Annotated in this window: 25 protein-coding genes; 12 read left to right on the forward strand and 13 right to left on the reverse strand. The window is 66.0% G+C overall.

Annotated elements, in window-relative coordinates:
• The first annotated feature begins 73 nt into the window (after window positions 1–73).
• Complete coding sequence (locus FIU85_RS18180; protein ID WP_152493008.1) at window positions 74–1,990, forward strand: glycosyltransferase; 1,917 nt, start codon at window positions 74–76, stop codon at window positions 1,988–1,990.
• Here the strand turns inward: FIU85_RS18180 and FIU85_RS18185 are convergent.
• The gene (locus FIU85_RS18185; RefSeq protein WP_152497902.1) at window positions 1,964–2,614 is read right to left on the reverse strand and encodes a GntR family transcriptional regulator; all 651 of its coding nucleotides are present in this window, start codon (window positions 2,612–2,614) and stop codon (window positions 1,964–1,966) included. The two genes, FIU85_RS18180 and FIU85_RS18185, sit on opposite strands and share 27 nt — an antisense overlap.
• Before the next feature lie 105 nt (window positions 2,615–2,719).
• Between FIU85_RS18185 and FIU85_RS18190 the strand changes: the two genes are divergently transcribed.
• The 4 genes from FIU85_RS18190 to FIU85_RS18205 all read left to right on the forward strand — a co-directional run bounded on the left by FIU85_RS18190 (window position 2,720) and on the right by FIU85_RS18205 (window position 5,606).
• Window positions 2,720–3,364 carry a pyrimidine 5'-nucleotidase gene (locus tag FIU85_RS18190; protein WP_152493006.1) on the forward strand — a complete coding sequence of 215 codons (645 nt, stop codon included), beginning with the start codon at window positions 2,720–2,722 and terminating at the stop codon, window positions 3,362–3,364.
• An 84-nt stretch (window positions 3,365–3,448) separates the two neighbouring features.
• Entirely contained in the window at window positions 3,449–3,667 is a 219-nt protein-coding gene (locus tag FIU85_RS18195) for a hypothetical protein (protein WP_152497903.1), read from the forward strand.
• A 59-nt stretch (window positions 3,668–3,726) separates the two neighbouring features.
• Window positions 3,727–4,929 carry a UbiH/UbiF family hydroxylase gene (locus FIU85_RS18200; RefSeq protein WP_152497904.1) on the forward strand — a complete coding sequence of 401 codons (1,203 nt, stop codon included), beginning with the start codon at window positions 3,727–3,729 and terminating at the stop codon, window positions 4,927–4,929.
• A gap of 2 nt (window positions 4,930–4,931) precedes the next feature.
• Window positions 4,932–5,606: a M50 family metallopeptidase gene (locus FIU85_RS18205; RefSeq protein WP_152497905.1), complete on the forward strand. Its 675-nt coding sequence runs from the start codon at window positions 4,932–4,934 to the stop codon at window positions 5,604–5,606.
• Between the two features lie 179 nt (window positions 5,607–5,785).
• On the opposite strand, the gene FIU85_RS18210 is transcribed toward FIU85_RS18205, so the two are convergent.
• From FIU85_RS18210 to FIU85_RS18225, 4 genes are all read right to left on the reverse strand, one after another.
• Window positions 5,786–6,913: an aminotransferase class V-fold PLP-dependent enzyme gene (locus tag FIU85_RS18210; RefSeq protein WP_152497906.1), complete on the reverse strand. Its 1,128-nt coding sequence runs from the start codon at window positions 6,911–6,913 to the stop codon at window positions 5,786–5,788.
• A 163-nt stretch (window positions 6,914–7,076) separates the two neighbouring features.
• Window positions 7,077–7,421 (reverse strand): hypothetical protein, encoded by a 345-nt coding sequence (locus FIU85_RS18215; RefSeq protein ID WP_152497907.1) that lies wholly within the window; start codon window positions 7,419–7,421, stop codon window positions 7,077–7,079.
• Between the two features lie 203 nt (window positions 7,422–7,624).
• Window positions 7,625–8,095 carry an Lrp/AsnC family transcriptional regulator gene (locus FIU85_RS18220; RefSeq protein ID WP_152497908.1) on the reverse strand — a complete coding sequence of 157 codons (471 nt, stop codon included), beginning with the start codon at window positions 8,093–8,095 and terminating at the stop codon, window positions 7,625–7,627.
• Complete coding sequence (locus FIU85_RS18225; protein WP_152497909.1) at window positions 8,092–8,550, reverse strand: Lrp/AsnC family transcriptional regulator; 459 nt, start codon at window positions 8,548–8,550, stop codon at window positions 8,092–8,094. The genes FIU85_RS18220 and FIU85_RS18225 overlap by 4 nt, the downstream gene beginning before the upstream one ends.
• Window positions 8,551–8,698: 148 nt before the next feature.
• Between FIU85_RS18225 and ilvC the strand changes: the two genes are divergently transcribed.
• Complete coding sequence (ilvC, locus tag FIU85_RS18230) at window positions 8,699–9,721, forward strand: ketol-acid reductoisomerase (protein WP_152497910.1); 1,023 nt, start codon at window positions 8,699–8,701, stop codon at window positions 9,719–9,721.
• Window positions 9,722–9,781: 60 nt separating this feature from the next.
• On the opposite strand, the gene FIU85_RS22095 is transcribed toward ilvC, so the two are convergent.
• Window positions 9,782–9,943, reverse strand: coding sequence for a hypothetical protein (locus FIU85_RS22095; RefSeq protein ID WP_172978921.1), 162 nt, complete (start codon window positions 9,941–9,943; stop codon window positions 9,782–9,784).
• Between the two features lie 104 nt (window positions 9,944–10,047).
• On the opposite strand from FIU85_RS22095, the gene FIU85_RS18235 reads away from it, so the two are divergent.
• A complete protein-coding gene (locus FIU85_RS18235) occupies window positions 10,048–10,971 on the forward strand; it encodes a DMT family transporter (RefSeq protein WP_152497911.1) in 924 nt (307 codons plus the stop codon).
• A 36-nt stretch (window positions 10,972–11,007) separates the two neighbouring features.
• Here the strand turns inward: FIU85_RS18235 and folP are convergent, their stop codons facing one another.
• Both folP and FIU85_RS18245 read right to left on the reverse strand, forming a co-directional pair.
• Window positions 11,008–12,018 (reverse strand): dihydropteroate synthase, encoded by a 1,011-nt coding sequence (folP, locus tag FIU85_RS18240; protein ID WP_152498317.1) that lies wholly within the window; start codon window positions 12,016–12,018, stop codon window positions 11,008–11,010.
• A gap of 133 nt (window positions 12,019–12,151) precedes the next feature.
• Window positions 12,152–13,081 carry a dihydroneopterin aldolase gene (locus tag FIU85_RS18245; RefSeq protein WP_152497912.1) on the reverse strand — a complete coding sequence of 310 codons (930 nt, stop codon included), beginning with the start codon at window positions 13,079–13,081 and terminating at the stop codon, window positions 12,152–12,154.
• A gap of 212 nt (window positions 13,082–13,293) precedes the next feature.
• On the opposite strand from FIU85_RS18245, the gene FIU85_RS18250 reads away from it, so the two are divergent.
• Window positions 13,294–14,604, forward strand: coding sequence for a glycine cleavage T C-terminal barrel domain-containing protein (locus FIU85_RS18250; protein WP_172978104.1), 1,311 nt, complete (start codon window positions 13,294–13,296; stop codon window positions 14,602–14,604).
• A 407-nt stretch (window positions 14,605–15,011) separates the two neighbouring features.
• On the opposite strand, the gene FIU85_RS18255 is transcribed toward FIU85_RS18250, so the two are convergent.
• Window positions 15,012–15,263: a YdcH family protein gene (locus FIU85_RS18255; RefSeq protein WP_172978922.1), complete on the reverse strand. Its 252-nt coding sequence runs from the start codon at window positions 15,261–15,263 to the stop codon at window positions 15,012–15,014.
• A gap of 139 nt (window positions 15,264–15,402) precedes the next feature.
• On the opposite strand from FIU85_RS18255, the gene FIU85_RS18260 reads away from it, so the two are divergent.
• From FIU85_RS18260 to FIU85_RS18275, 4 genes are all read left to right on the forward strand, one after another.
• Entirely contained in the window at window positions 15,403–16,335 is a 933-nt protein-coding gene (locus FIU85_RS18260) for a hydrogen peroxide-inducible genes activator (RefSeq protein ID WP_152497914.1), read from the forward strand.
• Entirely contained in the window at window positions 16,336–16,707 is a 372-nt protein-coding gene (locus FIU85_RS18265) for a cupin domain-containing protein (RefSeq protein WP_152497915.1), read from the forward strand. It begins immediately after the preceding gene.
• Between the two features lie 134 nt (window positions 16,708–16,841).
• Window positions 16,842–17,624, forward strand: a complete 783-nt coding sequence (locus FIU85_RS18270; RefSeq protein WP_152497916.1) for an MBL fold metallo-hydrolase — start codon at window positions 16,842–16,844, stop codon at window positions 17,622–17,624.
• A 50-nt stretch (window positions 17,625–17,674) separates the two neighbouring features.
• The gene (locus FIU85_RS18275; protein ID WP_152497917.1) at window positions 17,675–18,436 is read left to right on the forward strand and encodes a MipA/OmpV family protein; all 762 of its coding nucleotides are present in this window, start codon (window positions 17,675–17,677) and stop codon (window positions 18,434–18,436) included.
• A gap of 56 nt (window positions 18,437–18,492) precedes the next feature.
• Here FIU85_RS18275 and FIU85_RS18280 read toward each other — a convergent pair whose 3' ends face one another.
• From FIU85_RS18280 to FIU85_RS18295, 4 genes are all read right to left on the reverse strand, one after another.
• Window positions 18,493–18,696 carry a hypothetical protein gene (locus tag FIU85_RS18280; RefSeq protein ID WP_152492989.1) on the reverse strand — a complete coding sequence of 68 codons (204 nt, stop codon included), beginning with the start codon at window positions 18,694–18,696 and terminating at the stop codon, window positions 18,493–18,495.
• Window positions 18,693–19,133, reverse strand: coding sequence for a MarR family winged helix-turn-helix transcriptional regulator (locus tag FIU85_RS18285; RefSeq protein WP_152497918.1), 441 nt, complete (start codon window positions 19,131–19,133; stop codon window positions 18,693–18,695). Before FIU85_RS18285 ends, FIU85_RS18280 begins: the two co-directional genes overlap by 4 nt.
• 11 nt (window positions 19,134–19,144) lie before the next feature.
• On the reverse strand, window positions 19,145–19,432 hold the full coding sequence (locus FIU85_RS18290; protein WP_152497919.1) for a putative quinol monooxygenase: 288 nt from the start codon (window positions 19,430–19,432) through the stop codon (window positions 19,145–19,147).
• A 1,135-nt stretch (window positions 19,433–20,567) separates the two neighbouring features.
• The gene (locus FIU85_RS18295) at window positions 20,568–23,033 is read right to left on the reverse strand and encodes a 5'-nucleotidase C-terminal domain-containing protein (RefSeq protein WP_152497920.1); all 2,466 of its coding nucleotides are present in this window, start codon (window positions 23,031–23,033) and stop codon (window positions 20,568–20,570) included.
• Window positions 23,034–23,035 lie beyond the last annotated feature (2 nt).

A 23,035-nucleotide genomic window follows, 5' to 3' on the forward strand; every position in this document is an offset into this window, starting at 1 on the left:
TTAACCTTTCTTTTACGCGTTGTTAACCGCTCGCTGGTAGACCGTCACCTGTCACGCAGAAGGACAGACGGTCATGGGGATTTCGGAACTGCGGCAGACATACCCGTTCCAGGATGCCGCCGATGTTGACGCGGCGGGGGTGGATTCCGACCTGGTCAGGCAAGGGGTCCTGAACGTTCGCGACGCGATCCTCGCGCGGCAGATGCGCCGGCATTGCGACGCCGGTATGGACCGGATCCTCGTGGCCGAGGGCCTGGTGACGCGCGGCGATCTGCTGAACGCGCATGCGCGGCGCTTCCGATCACGGCAGGTCGACGCGGCCGAGATTGCAGCGCTGGACCCCATCGCGGTGCCGCTCGCGCCCCGGATCCTGTTGCGATACGCGTTCTTTCCCGTCACCGATCGTGACGGGCATCCCGCCATCGTCTGCGGCGACCCCGAGGCGCTCGCCTTTGCGCGCGCCCATCTTCCGGCCGATCTTCGGCGCGCCCGGGTTCTGATAGCCCCGCGCGAGGTGGTGCAGGCCCATGTCGCGGATCATTTCGACGAGATCCTGACCGATGCGGCACAAGCGCGTGTTCCCCTGGCGGAGAGTTGCCGCAGTTGGGCGCACAGCCACGTCGGGCGGCTGGTTTGGGTGCTGGCAGGGTTGACCGCGCTGATCGTGGCGACGCTGTTCTTTGCCAAGGCGATCCTGGCGGTATTGATGGGCTGGGCGGCGTTCACCCTGGTCGTGTCGGCGATGACCAAGCTGCTGGCTTTCGTGGCGCGATTGGCCGAGGGGCCGGTCGCCACGGTCGTGCCGGCCGTCGAGGACAAGACGCCCTTGCCCAGGGTGTCGGTGCTGGTGCCGCTCTTCCGCGAGACCGAGATGGTGCACGCACTGGTCGCGCGGCTGAGCCAACTGACATATCCCAAATGCCTGCTGGATGTGGTTCTGGTGCTCGAGGAGGAAGACGCCATGACCCAGGCGACGCTGGCGCAGATCGACCTGCCCAGCTGGATCCGCATGGTCGTGGTGCCCGACGGTCAGCCCCGCACCAAGCCGCGGGCGATGAACTTTGCGCTGGATTTCTGCGAGGGCGACATCATCGGCATCTTTGACGCCGAGGATGCGCCCGAGCCCGACCAGATCACCCGCGTCGCACGCCATTTCCAGCAGGCGCCGCCCGAGGTTGCGTGCCTTCAGGGCATCCTGGATTACTACAATCCGCGCCAGAACTGGCTGGCGCGGTGTTTCACCATCGAATACGCCACCTGGTTCCGCACTATCCTGCCGGGCATGGCGCGGCTTGGGTTCGCCATCCCGCTTGGCGGAACGACGCTCTATTTCCGCCGCGACGCGCTGGAGGCGCTGGGCGGCTGGGACGCGCATAACGTGACCGAGGATGCCGACCTGGGCTTCCGACTGGCCCGGCACGGCTTTCGCACCGAGATGGTGGCGACGGTCACCGAGGAAGAGGCGAATTGCCGGACCTGGGCGTGGATCAAGCAAAGGTCGCGTTGGCTGAAAGGGTACATGACGACGTACCTGGTGCATATGCGGCGCCCCGGTCTGCTGTATCGGCAGCTGGGGGCGTGGAAGTTCTGGGGGTTCCAGGCGCATTTCGTGACCGCCCTGAGCCAGGTCGTCCTGGCACCGTTCCTGTGGTCCTTCTGGCTGGTGTTCCTGGGCTTGCCGCACCCTCTGGATCCGCTGATGTCGCGAACGGTGCTGGTGGCCTTCGGGGCGCTCTTGCTGGCCATAGAGGTGCTGAACCTGACGATCTACATGGCCTCGGTCACCGGGCCGAAGCATCGCCACCTCCTGGCCTGGGTCCCGACGATGCATTTCTATCTGCCGCTGGGCGCGGTGGCGGCCTACAAGGCGCTCTACGAGCTGGTGCTCAAACCGTTCTTCTGGGACAAGACGCAGCACGGCCTGTCGCTGGCCGTGGCACCGCCGCCGGCGACGCGATCCGCCTCAGATCAGCGTATCCAGTTCCCCTGAGTCCAGCTTCAGCCGGGTCACGAACGCCTTGGAGATATGGGCGCGCAGGGCGTCGCCTGCGGCTTCGGAATTGCCGGTCTCGATCGCGGTCACGATCGCGTCGTGTTCGGCCAGCGCATCCTCGGGCCGGCCAAGCGCGGCCAGCGAGGTGGTGGCCATCAGCGCCATGGAGCGATGCACGAGGTCCAGCTGCTGCACCAGAAAGCGGTTGTGCGACGCCAGGTGGATCTGCTTGTGAAAGCGCCGGTTGGCGCGGGCCATCGCCTTGGGGTCGTCGACCAGCGCCCGGTCGTCGGTCACCATGTCGCGCAGCACGCGTATCTCCTCGGGCGCGGCGTGGCGGGCGGCGAGGTTCGCGGCCAGCCCCTCGAGTTCGGCACGCACCACGTAAAGCTCGGCCAGCTGGTTGTGATCCAGCGATGACACGATCAGGCTGCGGCCGTCGCGCGTGAGCAGGCTTTGGGTTTCCAGCCGCTGCAACGCCTCGCGGATCGGGGTGCGCGACACGCCGAACCGCTCTGCCAGGTCGCTTTCCACCAGGCGGTCGCCGGGCTTGTAATCGCCGGTGTCGATCGCCTCGAGGATCATGTGATAGGCATCTTTCTGCGGCGCGGCTATGGTCATCGCACTCTCTTTTGGTATGTGGTTTCAGGCGACGAGGATATGCGGGGCCGGAGGCAGGGCGCAAGCCTTGCCGGGCCCTGCGACAATTAAGAGCGGGGGAAGGCGATGGCGAAAGCGTTCTTTGCACATGTGGAGACCTGGGTGTTCGACCTGGACAACACGCTGTACCCGCCTGAAATGCGCCTGTTCGATCAGATCGAGGTGCGGATGACGCAGTTCGTGATGAATGCGCTGGGCGTGGACCGGGCCGAGGCCGACCGGCTGCGGCTGGACTATTGGAGGCGGCATGGCACGACGCTGGCCGGGCTGATGCGCGAGCATGGCGTCGATCCGGGGCCGTACCTGACAGATGTGCACGACATCTCCTTCGACCTGCTGGAGGCGGATGCCGAACTGGCCGCGCATATCCGGGCGCTGCCGGGGCGCAAGATCGTCTATACCAACGGCTCGGCCCCTTACGCGCAGCGCGTGGTCGAGGCGCGGGGGCTGGAGGGGCTGTTCGACGCGATCTACGGCGTGGAACATGCGGGCTTTCACCCCAAGCCGGACCGGGCGGCGTTCGACCGGGTGTTCGCCACCGACGGCGTCGTGACCGCGAAGGCCGCGATGTTCGAGGATGACGTGCGCAATCTTGCGGCGCCGCATGCGATGGGGATGCGGACCGTGCTGGTCGGCCCCGAGCCGGTCGAGGCCGATCACGTGCATCACCATACCGATGATCTGTCGGGGTTCCTGTCGCGGCTGGTCTGAGGGTCCGCTGCGGCGATTTGCACCTTTTGCGCGGCGCGGGAGCAGCCTACGTCAGGTCGCGAGACATGACGCAGGATGCAGACGATGCCCCAGACCGAAGGCACTGAAGACGACACCGGACCACACCCGGCGGAGAGTTCGAGCGAAACATCAATTGCGGTGCGTATCCTGTTGTTTCTGGGCGTTCTTCTAGTGGCGTGGGGTGGGGCAATCGTGCTTTGGGGCGTGCCGGGTCTCTACCTGCCGGCGCTGGCGCTCGTGCCCGTCGTATGGCTGTTTCTGCTGATCGTCTCGCGCGCCTGAGACGGTCTGGCCGTCGCTGCGTGCGCGGTCTATGGTGCCGCTGAAAAGGAGGCCTGCGCATGAGCCGTTTCGATCATGATATCGTCGTGTCCGGCGGTGGCGTTGCCGGTCTGTCGGCGGCGGCCCTGTTCGGGGGCGCGGGGTTCCGCGTGCTCTGCGTCGATCCGGCCCCGCCGGTGACCGAGCGCGACGCCGAAGGCTCGGACCTGCGCACCACCGCGATCCTGCAACCGGCGCAGGCGCTTCTGGCGCAGGCGGGCATCTGGGACAGGCTCGACGCCCATGCGGCCCCGTTGCAGGTGATGCGTATCGTGGACGCAGGCGGCGCGGTGCCCGAGCCGCGCGTCGTCAAGGATTTCAATGCGGGCGACATCTCGGAAAAGCCGTTTGGCTGGAACCTGCCCAACTGGCTCTTGCGGCGCGAGATGGTGGCGCAGCTGGACAGCGTCGATACCGTGGAGTTTCGCCCCGGCGTGGCGGCGGAAAGCCTCTTTACCCGAGAGGCCGAGGCGCGGGTGGGATTGAGCGATGGCAGCAAGATCCGCACCCGGCTGGTGCTGGCCGCCGACGGGCGCGGCTCGCCCATGCGCCAGGCGGCGGGAATATCCGTGAAAACAACGCGCTACGGGCAGAAGGCGCTGGCCTTTGCCGTGACGCATCCGATTCCGCATGACAATGTCTCGACCGAGATCCACCGCACGGGAGGCCCGTTCACGCTCGTCCCGCTGCCGGATTACGAGGGGCGGCCCTCGTCCGCCGTGGTGTGGATGGAGGACGGCCCCGAGGCGCAGCGGCTGGCCGCGCTAGACGTGGCCGCGTTCGAGGCGGAGATGAGCACGCGGTCCTGCCACCTCTTCGGGCCGCTGACGCTGGCCTCGCGCCGGACGGTCTGGCCGATCATTTCCCAGGTGGCCGAGCGCATGGCGGGCGAGCGCATCGCCCTCGTGGCCGAGGCCGCGCATGTGGTGCCGCCCATCGGAGCGCAGGGGCTGAACATGTCGCTTGGCGACCTGCATGTGCTGCTAGAGCTGGCGCAGGCCAATCCCGAACGCCTGGGCGACCGCGAGATGCTGGAGACTTATCACAAGCGCCGCCACTGGGAGGTGATGGCACGGGTCACCGGCATCGACGTGCTGAACCGCGCCTCGATGGTCAGCGCGCCGGTGCTGCGCGACGCGCGGATGCAGGCGCTCAACGCATTGTACGGGCTGGCCCCGGTGCGAAAGACGCTGATGCAGCTGGGGCTGGGCGCAAGGGGTTGAGAATGCGGGCATTTCTGCGCGGGCATTGGCAATTGCTGTTGCTGGTGGCCGCGATTGCGGTGCTGTGGCAGACCCCGGTGGTGATCCCGCTGAAACTCTTGGTGGTGTTCCTGCACGAGCTGGGCCACGTGCTGGCCGTGCTGCTGACCGGCGGCGCGGTTCTGGACCTGACGCTCGACCCGATGCAGGGCGGGGCCGTGACCTCGCGCGGCGGCAATCGCTTTATCAGCCTGAGCGCGGGTTACCTTGGCTCGCTGCTGATCGGCGTCGCGCTCTTCACGGCCGCCGTGCGGACGCGCGCCGACCGCGCGGTGCTGGGCGCGCTGGGGGTCACGCTGCTGGCGGTGACGGTGCTTTACGTGCGGTCGCCCTTCGCGCTGGTGTTCGGGGCCGGGACGGGCGCGGCGATGCTGTTGGCGGCGAAATACTTGGCCCGGGATGTCAGCGACCTGATGCTGCGGGTGATCGGGCTGGCTTGCATGATCTACGTGCCGCTCGATATCTACAGCGACACGATTGCGCGCAGCTGGCTGCATTCCGACGCGCGTATGCTGGCCGAGGAGTTCGGCGGCACCACCTGGATGTGGGGTGGGCTTTGGCTGTTGGCCAGCGCCTGGGTGATCTGGATGTGCCTGCGTCGGGGGCTGGGGGCGAACAGCAATATACGTTTGCGGTAAAAGCCGCGCGCTCGCCAGACCGCGGGATGGCGACCCCATCGTGTCTTCAGGTCACTTTATATCTGCCACATCCGCAAAGCCTGAAATCGAAGCTCAAACGGTAAGCAATCGCCAGCCCGGGGGGCGGTCTGGCGATCGCGCGGCGGCGCAGCTAGCTGCGCCTCGACTCCGCGCGTGGTCTATAGCACCCTATCGATCACCTCTTGCAGCCGGGCCTTGGCGGCCTCGACGTCATAGAGCTTGTCCAACCCGAAAAGGCCAAGCCGGAAGGTCATGAACCCGTCCGGCTCGCCCACTTGCAGGGGCACGCCGGCGGCGATCTGCATGCCCTCGGCGGCGAATTTCTTGCCGTTCTGCACGTCCGGGTCGGTGGTGTAGCTGACCACCACGCCCGGCGCGCCGTAGCCCTCGGCGGCCACGGATGTCACGCCCTTGTCGACCAGCATGGCACGGACGGCGTTGCCCAGCTCCCATTGCGCCTGCCGCAGTTTCTCGAAGCCGAACTCTTTCGTTTCCAGCATCGTGTCGCGGAACCCGCGCAGCGCGTCCGTGGGCATGGTGGCGTGATAGGCATGGCCGCCGTTCTCATACGCCTGCATGATCGCATGCCATTTCTTGAGGTCGATGGCGAAACTGTTGGAGGTGGTCGCCTCCAGCCGCTCCAGTGCCCGGTCGGACATCATCACCAGACCGGCGGAGGGCGAGGCGGACCAGCCCTTTTGCGGGGCGGAGATGAGCACGTCGACGCCGGTCTGTTCCATGTCAACCCAGGCGCAGCCCGAGGCGATGCAGTCGAGCACCATCAGCGCGCCCACCTCGTGCGCGGCTTCGGCCAGCGCGGTGATGTAGTCGTCGGGCAGGATGATGCCGGCGCTGGTTTCCACATGCGGCGCGAAGACGGCGTCGGGCCTGGCCTCGCGGATCTTCGCGGCGACCTCTTCGATGGGCGCGGGGGCGAACGGCGCCTGCGCCCCGTTGCCGGTCTGTCGGGCCATGCAGACGGTCGTGTCCGAGGTGAACTGTCCGGCGTCGAAGATCTGGCTCCAGCGATACGAGAACCAGCCGTTGCGCACGATCAGCGCATGGGCATCGTGGCCGAACTGGCGGGCGACCGCCTCCATCGCGACGGTCCCGCCGCCGGGGACGATGGCCACGGCAGAGGCGTTGTAGACCTCTTTCAGCATGGACGAGATGTCGGTCATTACGCCCTGGAAAACCTTGCTCATGTGATTGAGCGAGCGATCCGTGAAGACCACGGAATATTCCAGCAGGCCGTCGGGGTCGATATCGGGGCGAAGAGCGGTCATGAGCGTTCTGTCCTGGGTTGTCAGTTTTGCGGCAGTATGCCCCGAACGACGGCGGGATTACAGGGCGTCATGCCGTCACGCCGAAGGGTGTTTCCGGCACGCCGCACATGCTAACGCCGCGACGCTTGGGGGCGACGCGGCGGAGAACGACCGATGGCCGGTTTTACTTGCTGGCGTAGTCGACGCCCACGCGGGCCGACCCGACCGAGACGGTTTCGCCGTCGCGGGCGAAGGTGAACAGGCGGTCCTGTACGCCGGGCAGGCCGAAGGTCACCGTGTCGCCGTCCGAAAGGTGCATCCTCAGGCGGGCGGGATCCGCCGGCGCCTCGTCGGTGACATAGGTGGCGGTCAGCGCGTAGGCATCGCCATCCTCAACCCAGTAGACGCTCATGTCGGCATCGCTTTCGTGCAGGGTGGCGCCGGCCTTGGCCCGTGTCAGCGTGACGGTATCGGCAAGGGCGGTGGTTGCCGTCAGGGCGAGGGCGGCGGTGGAAAGAATGAGTTTCATGGTCAACCTCGTGTCTTACGTGTGCGGAATGGCAGAGGCGGGGAGGGTGCTCTGCCGCATTTTCTGCGTTGCAGCATAAGCCTGAGAAGCCGCATGCCGCCAGAGGTCAATTCTGCATACCCGTCATGCGGGCGCGTCATAAAGCTTTGTTTATAAAGAATACTTTTGCATATACGCATACGGCGGCATACCGGTCTATGCCGTCAGCCAATCGGGCCGGGGCGGCGTTCCTCGCTCAAAAGCACGTTTGCCTCCACGTCGCCGACGCCGGGCAGGGTCATGATGCGCCGCCGCAGCACGCGCTCGAAATCCGAGATGTCGCGGGACACGACGCGCAGGCGGTAGTCGTAGAGCCCGAGGATATGCTCGACCGTCTGCACCTCGGGGATGGCCGAGACGGCACGCTCGAAATCCGCGAGGCTGACTCGGCCCTTGGTGGCGAGTTTCAGGCCCAGGAAGACGGTGACGCCGAAGCCGAGCGCCTCCTTGTCCAGGTCGAGACGCTGGGTTTTCAGGATGCCCGCATCGCGCAACCGCTTGATCCGCCGCCACGCGGCGGGCTGGCTGAGACCCAGGGCGCGCCCGATGGCGCCGGCCGATTGGGTGGCGTCCTGCACCAGCGCACGCAGGATCTGGCGGTCGGTGGTGTCCAGTTCGAGGGCGGGCTGGCTCATAGCGGCAGAACCTCGTCTGTCTTGATCCGGGCCACGTGCATCAGCGCCTCAATATCGGTGATATGAGGCAGGGTCAGGATCGCTGTGCGGTAGATTTCCTGGTAATGCGCCATGTCCCGCGCAATGACCGAAAGCCGCGTGTCGACCCGACCCAGGAAAGACTGTATCTCAAGCACTTCGGGAATGCCGCGGGCAGCCTCGGTGAAGGCATCGAACGCGTTGGGGACGGTCTTGTCCAGCGTGATGCGCAAGCTGACCTCGACGCTGTAGCCGAGCGCCGCCCAGTCGATCACCGCATGGTTGCCGCGCAAAAGACCCGCCTGGGCCATGCGGTCCAGCCGCCGCGCACAGGTGGCGGTGGTCACGCCGGCAAGCTCGGCCAGGTCGGCGGGGCCGAGCGTCGGGTCGTGCTGGTACTGGCGCAGGATGCGGCGGTCGGTGTCGTCGAGGTGCATGGGCCTGTTGTGAGTGAATGGAATTTGCGAGTATTTGAAGAACGGTGAATGATTACCTCACTAATTTAGGGAATCATACCGAAAAAGCCGGGATCGCTTACGAAATATTCGCCATCTTTCACGACATCTGACGAAAAAGGAGAAAACCATGCGCGTCTATTACGATCGCGATTGCGATATCAACCTGATCAAGGACAAGAAAGTCGCCATCCTCGGCTATGGCAGCCAGGGTCACGCCCACGCGCTGAACCTGCGCGACTCGGGCGCCAAGAACCTCGTGGTGGCCCTGCGCGAAGGCAGCCCCTCGGCCAAGAAGGCCGAAGGCGAGGGCCTGAAGGTCATGGGCATCGCCGAGGCGGCGGCCTGGTGCGACCTGATGATGTTCACCATGCCCGACGAGCTTCAGGCGGAGACCTACAAGACATACGTGCACGACAACCTGAAAGAAGGCGCGGCGATTGCCTTTGCCCACGGTCTGAACGTGCATTTCGGCCTGATCGAGCCCAAGGAAGGCGTCGACGTCATCATGATGGCGCCCAAGGGCCCCGGCCACACGGTGCGCGGCGAATACACCAAGGGCGGCGGCGTGCCTTGCCTCGTGGCCGTGCACAACGACGCGTCCGGCAAGGCGCTGGAACTGGGTCTCAGCTATTGCTCGGCCATCGGCGGTGGGCGCTCGGGCATCATCGAGACGAACTTCCGCGAGGAATGCGAAACCGACCTCTTCGGCGAGCAGGCGGTTCTCTGCGGCGGCCTGGTGGAGCTCATTCGCATGGGCTTCGAGACGCTGGTCGAGGCGGGTTATGCCCCCGAGATGGCCTATTTCGAATGCCTGCACGAGGTGAAGCTGATCGTCGACCTGATCTATGAGGGCGGCATCGCCAACATGAACTACTCGATCTCGAACACCGCCGAGTATGGCGAATATGTCAGCGGCCCGCGGGTTTTGCCTTATGAGCAGACCAAGAAGGAAATGAAGGCGATCCTGCACGACATCCAGACCGGCGCGTTCGTGCGCGACTTCATGACCGAGAACAAGGTTGGTCAGCCGTTCTTCAAGGGCACGCGCCGGATGAACGACGCGCACCAGATCGAGGAAGTGGGCGAGAAGCTGCGCGCCATGATGCCGTGGATTTCCGCCGGCAAGATGGTCGACAAGGAAAAGAACTGAGCCTGTCGGGTTTGGGAAAAGGAAAGAGCCGGGGAGGTGCCCCGGCTCTTTTCGTTGATGTCAGTCGACCGGCTTGTGCGGATCGCCGTCCTTGGCCAGCGAGCTTGGCGGAACGTCCGCTTTCTTTCGCTTTTCGGTCTTTTGCTTGTTGCGCGCGGCGAGAATGAGAACGATCACCAGTGTGATGATCGACAGGGCCGCGGCGCCGATGGCTATGTCCATAGGGTTCCTCCTTTCGGTCCGGAGATAGCTGACTGCGTTTTGCCGAAAGGCAATACGCGAGGGACGTTTTGACACGCTGCCGCATGACCGGAGGGTTGATCTGAATGGAAAATCCGATTGCCGTCGCGCCGGTGAACTGGCTCAGGCTGTGTGCGCTGGGCATGATCTGGGGCGCGTCCTTCATGGCGGTCAGCGTGGCGTTGCAAGGGGTGGGGCCGCTGACCGTGGTGGCGGTGCGGCTGTGCCTGGGGGCGGTTTTCCTGCTGGTGCTCTGCCGTGCGACGGGCCGCGGATTGCCGCGCCGCCGTGGGCCTCAGGCCGGACGGCTTTGGACATTCATCGTGGCGATGGGGCTCTTCTCCAATGCCTTGCCGTTCTTCCTGCTCAGCTGGGGGCAGCAGGTGGTCGCCTCGGGCTTTGCCGGGGTCTGCATGGCGGCAGTGCCGCTGCTGGTCCTGCCGCTGGCGCATTTTCTGGTGCCGGGGGAACGGATGCATATGCGCCGCGCGGTGGGCTTCGTGATGGGCACGCTGGGTGTGGCGGTGCTGATCGGGCCGGAGGCGTTGCGCTCCACCGGGGCCGAATTCGAGATGCTGGCGCGGCTGGCCTGCGTGGGGGCGGCGGGCTGTTACGCGGTGGGGTCGATCTTCACGCGCCTCGCGCCGGAAGTGGACCGCCTGTCGCTGGCGGCCGCCGTTCTGACCGTGGCGGCGGTGGTGTTCACGCCTTACGCGCTGGTCGTCGAGGGCCTGCCGGACATGCCGCAGGGCCGGGTGCTGTGGGCGCTCGTCTACCTTGGCCTGTTGCCCACGGGCGTGGCGCAGATCCTGCTGGTGCAGGTGATCCGCGACGCCGGGCCGGTCTTTCTGAGCCTGGTGAATTACCAGGTGCCGATCTGGTCGATCATCTTCGGCGCGGTGGTGCTGTTCGAGGCGCTGCCGCCCAGCCTGTACTTGGGTCTTGCGCTGATCCTGGGGGGCGTGGCGCTCAGCCAGCTGGGCGCGCTGCGGCGGCTGTTCGGCGCCTGATAAAATTCGTACGAATTTTATCAGGCCGGAAAATTTCTAATTTTCCGGCGCGACGGTGGCGGCCATCCAGAGCCTGAGCGCCTCAGACGTTTCGGCCACGTCATGCACCCGGTGTATCTGGATGCCTTGCGCAACCCCCGCGAGCGTCACGGCGATCGAGCCGGGGGCGCGGTGGCGGGCCTCTTCGGTGCCGCCGATCGTGCCGATGAAGCGCTTGCGCGACGCGCCCAGCAGAACCGCGCAGCCAAGCCCATGAAACAACGCCAGATTGTGCAGCAGGGTCAGGTTGTGCTCCAGCGTCTTGCCGAAGCCGATGCCGGGATCGGCGATGATCCGGTCGCGGGGGATGCCGGCGTTCTCCAGCGCGGTGATGCGCTCTTCCAGCCAGTCGTAGATGTCGAGCGCCACGTTGTCGTAGCGCGGGTCCTTCTGCATCACGTCGGGCGTGCCCTGGGCATGCATGACGCAGACCGGCAGGCCGGCCTCGGCGCAGAAGGGCGCAAGAGCCGGGTCGAAGGTGAAGCCCGCCACGTCGTTGACGAGGCTGGCGCCGGCCTGATGCGCGGCGCGGGCCACGGGGGCCTTGCGTGTGTCGATGGAGACGGGAACGTCCGATCGCTGGCGCAGGGCTGCGATGACCGGGGCGGTGCGGGCGATTTCATCGTCCAAGGGCACTTCGGACGCGCCGGGGCGGGTGGATTCGCCGCCAATGTCGATGATCTCGGCCCCCGCGGCGGTCATCGCCTCGGCCCGGGCCAGCGCCGCGTCGGGGTCGTTGTGCTGGCCGCCGTCGGAAAAGCTGTCGGGCGTGACGTTGAGGATGCCCATCAGGACGGGGCGCGCCATGTCCAGCCCGGTGACGGGGGCGCGGGGCGCGGTCAGGCGGGACAGGACTTCTGCGGGGGCGTCCTGCGCCGGGATCAGGCGGGAAGGCGCGTCGCGATGCAACTCCTCGACCGTGTCGAACCAGCACCAGCCGCCCGCGAGCGGCAGGGCGGTGTCGGGGCGGGCGTGGTCGGTGCGGGGGAGGGGGCGGTATTGGGGCATTTCGTCTATGATCATCTCGTGCGGTACGAGGTCCCGGGTCAAGCCCGGGACGGTGGTGCCTTGAAGCTCGGAGGTGGCGCAAAGAGGCCAAGAGGTCCCGGATCAGGTCCGGGACGGCCTGTGAGACGGGGTCTCACAAGCCGCTTTGGGCGATGTCCTGCACCAGGGTCGGAACGGGTGGGTCGTTGGGCGGCACCTCGCCGATCAACAGCAGGTCGGAGGCATCCATGTGCCCGGCGAACCACGCAGCCAGGCCCACCGGATCATCCGGGCCGGTACGCGGGCCGTCGACCGCGTCCAGCACGATCTTCGACGGGGCCCAGACGCTGATCTGGCCGTTCTTCATCGCCCAGTCCAGCTCGGTCCGGGTGCCCACCACGACGCAGCGGTCGTCGCGGCCCGCCAGGACCCAGGCGTTCTGTTCCAGCGCCAGGAGGTCGACGCGGCGCTGCGACATGCGGTGGCCGGTCTTCGGGCTGTCGACGCGGTTGTGGCCGACGCACAGGATCACCGGCTCGGCCCGCGCCTGAAGCTGGTCCAGCCAGCGCGACAGGTTGGGCGAGCCGATGGCGGTGTTCGAGAGGTAAACGACATGCGGATGCGGCGTGATGTCGGCGTGATGGCCCACCGGCTTGGTCTTGAGGTCGTCGACCGAGCGGACGATTTCCACGCCAAGCGCGCCGGGGCCGCGATCCAGCTTCTCGATGCGCACAAAGGTGCGCACCGCCTGCGGCTCGATCAGAATGCGCTCGGCGATGCGTTCGGCCAGGGTTTCCAACAGGTTCAGGCGTTCCTCGGCAAGTTCGGCGGCGATGGCCTCGGTCACCTTGTCATAGCTGAGGATGCGGTCCACGTCGTCGTCGATCGGGTCGGTGATGGGGCGTACCTCGACCACCACGTTGAACGCCACGCGCTGGGTGGTGCCGCGCTCGGCCTGGAACGCGCCGATCTCGACCTCGACGACGTGGTCGCGCACCGAGATCCGGTCGAGCGGGCCATCGGGGGCGGTCGCGTCCGCGCGCTCGGACGGGTGCGCGAAGGCAAGACGGATTTCCTTGGACATGCGGGCCTCCCCCCAGCTTTGACCTTGCGGGGCATACCATGGGGCAGGGGAGAGGTGGAACCCGTAAATGCGACGCCCGGCGGCCCGGCTCCGGCAGATCGGCGCGGGCCGGTTCCTCGGCGGAGGTCCGCACACGCTTTTCCGCGCGGGCGGTCTGACGGAACGCAGCCGGACCGTGACGCGTTTACACCCAGAAGAAAAGGAGGTCGCCCATGACGACGCAGGACGTGCAGAACCGGACCTTCACCCACCCCAATGTTGCGGAAATCGACCAGAGCGACCGGCTCGTGCCGGTCAACCTGCGCCAGTCGGGCGCGACCCCGGTCGAGATGCTGGTCTCCACCCGGGTTCGCAAATCGCCCTTCTGGCACTTGTCGGTCGAGGCGGGGGCGTGGCGCGCGACGGTCTATAACCGGATGTATCACCCCCGCGGCTATGTCCGCGAAGAGGATGGCGGCACCATGGCGGAATACCGCAGCCTGGTGCATCGCGTCACCCTGTGGGACGTGGCCGTGGAGCGGCAGATCCGGGTGCGCGGGCCGGACGCGGAGGCCTTCGTCAATTTCGTGATCACCCGCGATGCCACGAAGATCGAGCCGATGCATGGCAAATACTGCATCCTCTGTGACGAAAAGGGCGGGATCCTCAACGATCCCGTCCTTCTGCGGCTGTCGAAGGATGAATTCTGGTTCTCGATCTCGGACTCGGACCTCCTGCTCTGGCTGCGTGGCGTCAACGTGCACGGCAAATGGGATGTCGAGATCGACGAGATCGACGTCGCGCCCCTGCAGGTCCAGGGGCCGTTGTCCGAGGACCTGATGGTCGACCTGGTGGACGAGACGCTGCGCGACGTGCCCTATTACGGCATGATGGAAGCCACGATCGGCGGGGCTCCCGTGGTCATCAGCCAGACCGGATTTTCCGGCGAAAAGGGCTACGAGGTCTACGTGCGGGACGCGTCCGAGAACGCCGAGAAAGTGTGGTACGCGATTCGCGGGACCGGCGCGCGCTATGGCTTGCGGGTGATCGCCCCCGGGCATCACCGCCGGATTGCGGCCGGCATCCTGTCCTGGGGGCAGGACATGGATCACGAGACCTCGCCCTTCCAGGTGAACCTGGCCTACCAAGTGCCGAAAGAGAAACCGGCGGAGTATATCGGCAAGGCGGCGCTGGAACGTCAGCGCGACGCGATCGAGGCGGGGGAATATCCCTTCCGCCTCAAGATGGTCGGGATCAAGATGGATGGCTTGCCAGTGACGGATTACCCGTCCGATTTCTGGCTGGTGCAGGACGACGAGGGCTGTCGGGTGGGATACGTCACCTCCGCCTGGTGGTCGCCGGAACTGGAGGTGAACATCGCGCTGGCCTTCGTGCCGTGGCGGCTGTCGGACATCGGATCGCGGCTGCGCGTGGAATTGCCCGAGGCCTATGCCGAGCATTCCGGCCAGGCGGCCGCTGCGGAGGTGTGCGATGTGCCGTTCCGTCCGTCTGAACATCCCAACGTGCGCGAGGCGCGCGGCTGAGCGTCAGAGCCGTGCATCGCCGGGTCGCTTCACCGCTGCGGCGATTGAGTTGTGCTGTGCGCATTAAATGAATCCTTTGCGTGATCGGTCGAATTGGGACCGAGACGCATACGTCGGACCGCAGTGCCGTTGCGCCAAACGCGGTGTTTGATGGGTCCCCACATCGCCCAAGGGGCGGGTGCTACGGTAACGCCCCTGTTCATTACCGTGACCCCGCCCCGGGGCAAGCGACCTGCGCGCGTGATTTTCGCGCGATCCGGGCGCGTCGCCGCGCACCGGGGGCCGGGATTAGGGAACGGCCCCCGGTACGAAATCAGTCGTCTGCCAAAGCCTAATCGAGGTCATCCAGGTTCTGGCCGCGCGACAAGCGCGGCGCCATCAGCGCGATGCAGACATCGACCATCGCCTTACCCCGAGTGAAACTGCTGCTGCCAGCCGCGGCGGGCCGGGCGCGGGTCCAGACGCTTGAGCAGGGTCTGCGTCAGCCGGATCGCATCGCGCAGCCCCAGCCGTTCCTGCTTCAGCTGCTTGAGGCGCAGCGTGTCGGCGGCCGGGCGGCTTTCCTCGCGCGTGATGCGCAGGTCAAGCTCGCGGTGCCGGCGGGACAGCGTGTCGATCCGGGCTTTCAGGCTCTTGGGCGAAAGAATGCGGCGTTTCATCAGGGTCCTCCCTTGGTGATGCTGTTCGGTCAATCGTGAACAAGACATGGGAAGGGGCGGGCGGCGATTAAATCCTATCGAAGCTGAAAATCCGATAGGAAAACCCTATCTTGAAAAAGCTCGGGACGAGGACCATGGCATGGACGAGATCACCTTGCGCCAGTTGCGCTATTTCCTGTCGCTCTGCGAGGCGGGCCATTATCGCAAGGCGGCCGAACGCGCCGGGATCAGCCAGCCGTCGCTCAGCCAGCAGATCGTTCGGCTGGAATCCGCTCTTGGCGTCGACCTGGTGGAGCGGGGGCGGCGCGGCGCCGTCCTGACGCCGGCGGGACGCGAGGTAAGGGAGCAGGCCCGCAAGGTGGTCGACGAAATCGAAACGCTGGTGCAGCGGGCCCGCGCGGCGCGGGACGGCATCGGTGGCACACTGCACCTAGGCACCACGCCGACGCTGGGGCCATACCTTCTGCCGTTCGTGACCCGGCGCCTGCACCGGGCGTATCCGGCGTTGAAGCTGGTGATACGCGATGCCGCGCCGCGCAGCCTGCAGGATGACCTGACCGAGGGGCGGCACGACATGATCCTCACGCAGCTGCCGGTGCAATCGGCTGATCTCGACGTCATGCGGCTCTTTCGCGAGCCGTTGAAGCTGGCCGTGGCGCAGGACCATCCGCTGGCCGGACAGGCGCGTGTCGAGGCGGCAGACCTGTACAGGCAGGACGTGCTGTCGCTGTCCGATGCCTACCTGTTGCATGGCCAGATGCTGCGTCTGTGCGAGGATGTGGGCGCGCGGCTGCGGCAGGATTACGAAGGCACCAGCCTGGATGCGCTGCGCCAGATGACGGCGCTGGGGATGGGTGTCAGTTTCCTGCCCGCGCTCTATGTCCGGTCCGAGGTGGACGGCAAGGAAGACGACGTGGCGATCCGGCCCTTCCGCGATGGCCGCCTCGCCCGGTCCATCGGCCTGGCCTGGCGCCGGCGGGCGGCCCATGCGGCGCTGGCGCGGCGGGTCGGCGGCATCGTGCAGGCGGTGGTTCAGGAGCATTTCGCCGACCTGGTCACGCTGGAGGGATAGATGCGCAGATACAGACTCGGAGACGATGTCGGACCGCTGGAGCACTGGCCCTTCGATGCGCCGGAGAGCGACTACAGGATCGTGCGGGGCGATCCGGTCTGCCACGGGCGGCTGGATGCCGGCGGGCCGGGCCATGCCACGCGGTCAGGGATCTGGCGCTGTTCCGAAGGCGCGTTCGACTGCACCGAGCAGGGCGACGAAATGATGGTCATTCTTCAGGGCCGCTGCCGCATCACCGATCATGCCTCGGGCGATGCGCTGGACCTTGGCCCCGGTGACACGGCCTTTGTCCGGGATGGCAGGCGCGTGACCTGGGACATCTCCGAAGAGGTGACCAAGGCCTTCATGGGCTGGAAATCCGGCGGCTATTGACCCGTCGCGTCGATTTTCGCACAGGTGGGCCCGCGCCCCTCGCCACGGCCCTCGATCGTACTATCCTTCTTGGCGAACCAGGGTCCGGCCTTTCGCCGGTCCGCCAACCGATGCAACAGACCGGGAGGGGTCCCATGACCACCAGACGCAATTTCCTGATCGGCAGCGCCGCGGCCGGCACCGTGACCGTTCTGCCCTCACTTGCCCTTGCCGCCGAAGAGGGCGCCAGCATGAGCGTTCTCGACGGGGGCGTGACCCTTCACCCGATCTCGCATGCGTCCTTCGTGATGGAGACATCGGCGGGCGTGGTCTATGTCGATCCGGTGGGCGCGGCGTCGGACTATGAGGGCCTGCCCGAGCCCGGGCTGATCCTGGTCACCCACCGCCACGGCGACCACTACAGCGCCGACCTTCTGGCGGCGCTGCCCGAGGTGCCGATCGTGACCAGTGCAGACGTGATGGGCATGATGCCCGAGGACATGCAGGGCCGCGCGCAGGCCATCGCGGCGGGCGAGACAACCGAGATGATGGGCCTCGGGATCGAGGCCGTGCCCGCCTACAACATCACCGAGGGCCGGATGGATTTCCATCCCCGGGACCGTGGCGATATCGGCTTCGTCGTGACCACCAATGCGGGCCGGGTCTATATCTCGGGCGACACCGAAGGCACCGACGAGATGCGCGGCCTGCAGGACATCGACCTTGCGCTGGTGTGCATGAACCTGCCCTTCACCATGACCGCGGAACAGGCCGCCGACGCGGTGGCCGAATTCGCCCCCGCAATGGTGATCCCCTACCATTATCGCGGTCGCGAAGGCGGCACCCAGGACCCCGAAGCCTTTGCCCGGATGCTGAGCGAGGCCGGGGTGGACATCGAGGTGTCGCTGCATGACTGGTACAACGGTAACCTGAGCTGACGCCCAACCCGGCAGAGGCCTTCCACCAAAAAGACGTACAGGGACAACATATGAAATATACTTTCCTGATCGCCGCCATGGCCACCCCCCTTCTTCCCGGTACGGCACTGGCGCAATCCGGGCCCAGCCTGTCCTTCGCGGCGGGCATCGGCGGCAATTACCAGCCCGAGTATTTCGGCTCGGACGATTACGACGCGGGCGTCACCGGCGGGTTCAAGTTCGGCCACCTCCGGATCGGCCGGCTCGAATTCGGCGATCCCGACCCCAATGCGGTCGATCTGGGCTGGCGGCCGCGTGGCTCGCTGCGCCTGATCGGCAAGCGCGACAGCTCGGACCACGTGGAACTGACCGGGTTGCGCGATGTCGATTTCAGCGTCGAGATCGGCGGCGGCGTCGGCTACACCGCCGAGAACTTCCAGGCCTTCGCCGATGTGCGCTATGGCGTGATCGGCCATGAAAGCTGGGTGGGCGAGCTTGGCGCCGATGCGATCTTCCGTCCGTCCGAGGACTGGACGGTGACGGTGGGGCCGCGCGCGCTTTGGGGGTCGGATGACTATGCGTCCACCTATTTCGGCGTCACCCCGGCGGAGGCGACCCTGTCGGCCTTTCCCGCCTACACGCCCGGCTCGGGCCTCGTCAGCGCGGGGATAGAGGTCGGCGCGCAGTACGAGCTGTCGCGGAACTGGTATCTCGACGGCACGCTGGCCTGGAACCGCTATGTGGGCGATGCGGCGGACTCGCCCATCGTGCAGGACGATGACAGCTTCACGGCGTCCCTGGTCGTGATGCGGCGGTTCAACTTCGGTCGGTGATTGCGGCTTTGCAGTTTTACCTGTCATAAGGCCCCGGTTTTGCCGGGGCCTTTGCGTTATTGCCAGTGGAGGCGGCTTGTCAGCCAAGCCACCACTGGTGTGATCCCCAGCGAGATGAGCGGGACCAGCACGCCCGTCAGCACCAATGTCCGCCACGCCATCGGCCAATCCGGCCCGATGGTTCGCAGAATTACCAACCCTGCCATCACCAGTGGCCAGACAACCAGCCACACCAGGAATATCCGCAAGACGCGTCTCATGGACCTTCGCCCTCCATCTCGTCCGCGATGATCCGGAAATAGCCGGGCAGGACGGCCGTCAGCCTGTCCCGCCCCTCGGGCGTCAGGGCGATATGGCGGAGGCGGCTGTCGTCTTCGTCCGTGGTCTTGGTCACCAACCCGTCGTTCAGCAGCGTGCGCAGGGTGCGCGCAACCACCGGGCCGGAGACATCCAGCCGCTCGGTGATTTCGCCCACGGTCAGGCTGTCGCGCTCTTCCTCGCGGTCGATCACGATCAGGAACAGAAAACGCAGCTGCGACAGCCCGTGCCGCGCGAAATAGGCATCCAGCCGGCGGATCAGCAGGCTGGCCCGCCGCAGCAGGGTCAGCCCGTCGCGTATCGTCTCCGGGTTTGTGTCGTAATGGCCGGAATAACTTTCGATCATGCGCCGCGTGGGCAGGTCCTTGAGAAAGAACATGGGACGGGCTTTCAGGCCAGAGGGTGCATGAAGGTCAGCTCCACCGGCGCGGCCAAGAGATGCTCGTAGCGCTCGAACACCGCGCGGGTATAGGCTTGGGCGTGGTGCGCGTCGAAGGCGGCCCGATCGACCCAGATCTCGGTCAGGTGCAGGGTGTCGCTGTCGACGTTGCGGTGCAGGGTGAAATGCTGGCAGCCCGCTTCGGCGCGGGTCTCGGACAGGATACCGAGGATGGCGTCGCGAGCCTCGATCAGGCAGTCTGGCTTGGGTTGGATGGTGGCGAAAATGCTGAGGGACATGGGGCGGCTCCTTTGATTCTGTCGTTTTATTATCATGGTATATATCATGATAAATGTAAACCCGCCGCATCGCGCGGAATCATCCTCGGGCCTGACCCGAGGATCTCTGGGCCATGGGATCCCGGATCACGTCCGGGATGTGTGGGCGACGAGCGGCGGGCCGTGGCGTGAAGATGAAGAAGGCATCGTTGCTGCCATTCCCAACGGAGGCGAGCGTCAGCCCCTGGGGTGGCGATCCGACGGCAATTCTGAAGCATTTTATGCCAGCCACATACAGCCTCGGAATGATCGTTTCACCCAGCCCCTGCCACATCGCCAGCCCACGGGAGGGGCTGACGATCGCCGGGCCGCTTCGCGGCTGTTCACCGGCTGGGTGCGCGATACCAATGTCTTGCAAGGGCTCGATCCCGACATGCGTTGCGGACGGCACGGATGTTGGCTTCGCGGACGAGACGGCCGGTGGGTTGGTAGGGGTCGCGCATCGACGGGCCGCGGCGCGGCGATCCAACGATGGTTCTGCAGCACTTTATCCCCGCCAACTCCGTAAAACCTCCGAGCGGCACACCCGGCCTCACCAAATCGCCGTGCCGGTGGGGCGGCCCGGCGATGCGCGGCGGTGCAGCAAGCTGCACCTGGATTCCGCGCGGGGCGTTCGCGTTGGAAGTTCGCTTTGCGGACATACTAGACGTCCGATCTATAGCCCCGACGCGGAAACGGGCCGCAGGCCCCGCGTCATCGCCGGGCCGCCCCCACGGCCCGGCGATTGGGTGAAGTACGGTGAATCGCTCAATCCTGTTTCGGATTTGGCCTGGATAAAGTGCTGCCGAACTGCCGTCGGATCGCCGCGCCGCGGCCCGTCGATGGCGCTCGGGGATATAGATCATACGTGTCCGCGAAGGACTCGAGCCGTACATTCGCTGCAGTAAAGATGCATGGCCGAAATGCGGGACGAAGCGGACGTTGTTTTCTGTCGATGCGCGGCGGGCTTCGCCCTTGTTCCGCGCGAGCGCTTTGTAACTACAGTAATTATGGATTCGAAGCGGAAGTTTCGCTCCCTGCCCAGAGCGCTCATCTGCACCACCCAAAGCAAAGGCCCCGGACCGCGCCGGGGCCTTCTTTCCTGCGTGGCGCCAGATCAGACGAACAGGAAGTCGTCCACGGCCGCATCCAGCGCAGCGCCGTCCTGGAAGGCGAGGTTCTGAATGCGCGTGTCCATGTCCGGCCCCGTATCGGCCTGGGCAAAGGCTGTGGCGGCGGTGTTGTGGTTGTCCAGCAGGTACTCGGCAAGCGCGTCCTGCTCGGTGCCGTCATCGGCGAAGGTCGCATCGCCGGTCTGCACGCCTTCCACTTCGAGGGCGGTAAAGTCGAAATCCTCGGGGAAGGGATAGCCGTCACCGCCGCCGATGAAACTGCCGTCGTCGTCAAACCGCGGCGCGGCCAGGAAGCCCAGCGTCACCACGCCGTATTCCTGGTCGGGGTTCACGATGACGCCGTCATCCACCAGCACCGCCCGGATCTCGCCGGTGTCGGGGTCGACGAAGGCCGCGTCGTCGATCCGCGCGCCGGCGGGCGCATCGGGGTCAAAGCTGAACTCTACGCCCGCCACCTGGATGAACTGGCCCGCCACGCCGGGCAGGGCGGCCACGCCGTGCTCCAGCACCGCCACCAGCTGGGTCGCGGTCAACTGGCCGACGACAAGGTCGTTGTTGAACGCGAGCGTGGTCTGGATGTCGTTCTGGCTGATGCCGCCCGTCGGTTTCACCACGTTGCCGTCGCCGTCGAGGATCTGCTCGTTCACGCCGCGCACCGGCTCGCTTCCGCCGGCGGGCACCACCGTCTGCCCGATCGAGGCGCGGATGCCGCCGCCGTTCTTGATCGACACCCAGACCTCGGTGTCCGACTGGATCTCGTTGGCATAGTCCAGGTTCGCGTCCGCCGTCAGGTTGCCCAGGTTGGTTTCCTGGGTGCGCACGCCATCGGGGTCGTTGCCCGCGCCGGTGCCCGAGCGGTTGCCGTTCAGGAAGACGTCCGAAATGCCGAAGACATTGCCTTCGGTCGCCAGGATCTGGTCCTGGATCGCGTCGGCGATGGCCTGGATCTCGGGGTCGATCAGACCTTCGGCATCCAGCTCCGCCACGCCCTGGTCGTCTGTGGCGTAAGCGCCCGAGACATCCGCGTCATAGCTTTCGGGGATGATGTTGCCATGGGCGTCGAACTCGATCACCAGGCGCCCCACGTACTTGTAGCTGCCATCCGTGTTGACGACCGCGGTTGTGGTGCCGCCGGCGTTGTCGATGAAGGCCGGGTACTGGCCCTGGTCGCTGTCGCCGTCGCGGGCACGGTCATTATCGTCGAAAAGCCGCGTGTTCGAGCCGCCGGCGACGATGATATCCACGTCCGACAGACGTTCGGCCAGCGCGAACTCGATGTCGATCTGCTGCATGTGCGCGAGCAGGATCACCTTGTCCATCGTGGGGTTCGCGTCCAGCAGGGTGTCGACCTCGGCCTGGATCGTGGCGGCCAGCGCGTCCAGCTCGGCCTCGGTCGGCTCGGTGCCGGCCCAGCCCGGGGCGATGCCCACGCCACCCGGCGACGAGATCGAGCCGAGCGTCGGGGTGGTGGCCCCGATGACGCCGAAGCGCTCGCCGTCCTGCTCGATCACGGTCGAGGAGGTCACGACGCCCGCCTGCGGGGCCAGCCCGCCCTCGACGGTTAGCGGCGCGAGGTTTTCGTCGGTGGAAAAGTCGAGGTTGCCCGACAGGTAGGGGAAGAGCGCCCCCGCGAAATCCATGCCGTCGAGGTCGGTGCCCGACAGGGCGGCGAAGTCTCCCGCCGCGTCGCCGGAAATCAGACCGGCCAGCGTGGCGGTGCCGAAGTCGAACTCGTGGTTGCCCAGGGCCACCGCCTGTACACCCAACTCGTTCTGGATCTGGATATCGGCGATCCCGGCCGAGCCGAACACCGCCGCCGAGGCGTCATAGAACAGGCCCGGAATGAAGGCGTCTCCCGAGGAAAGCGTGAGCGTCGCGTCGGCGCCCACGTCATCGTCGCGCAGCGCGTTCAGCACACCCGAGAAGTTGGGCGCGTCCGCCACGGCGGCGGCGCCGGCTTCCTGGTCGGCAAAGTGCAGCAGGTTGAGCGTGAACGTCTCCTTGCGGCCCAGCATCTCGACCGTGACCTGCGCCTCGTCGCTCTCGGTCTCTCCGTCCGAGACCCGGTAGGTGAAATCAAGCTCGCCGTCGAACCACGGGAAGGCTTTCACCTTGACCGTGCCGTCCGCCTTGATCTTGAGAAACCCTTCGACGACACCGGACTCCTCGTCCTTCAGCAGGAAGAACTTGCGGTTGCCGACGGTCTTGCCGTTGATCTCGGATATGAACAGGTCGTCGGCGTCGCCGTCTTCGCCGGGCAGGTCGTTGGCCAGAAGATCGAGCTTTGCCTTGCGGCCCACGACGCGCGCAACGTCATCGGATGCGGTTGGGGGCGAGGTGGGGGCGTCGTCGTCGCGCGGATTGCACCAGTCCCAGAAGCCGGGAAACTTGTCTTTCCAGGAATGGCCGCGGTGGCCCCACGGCGTGCCGAAATCATGTTTGGAAAACATCG

Origin of the sequence: Roseovarius sp. THAF8 (assembly GCF_009363735.1) — a bacterium.
In the GTDB taxonomy this organism is placed as follows: Bacteria; Pseudomonadota; Alphaproteobacteria; order Rhodobacterales; family Rhodobacteraceae; genus Roseovarius.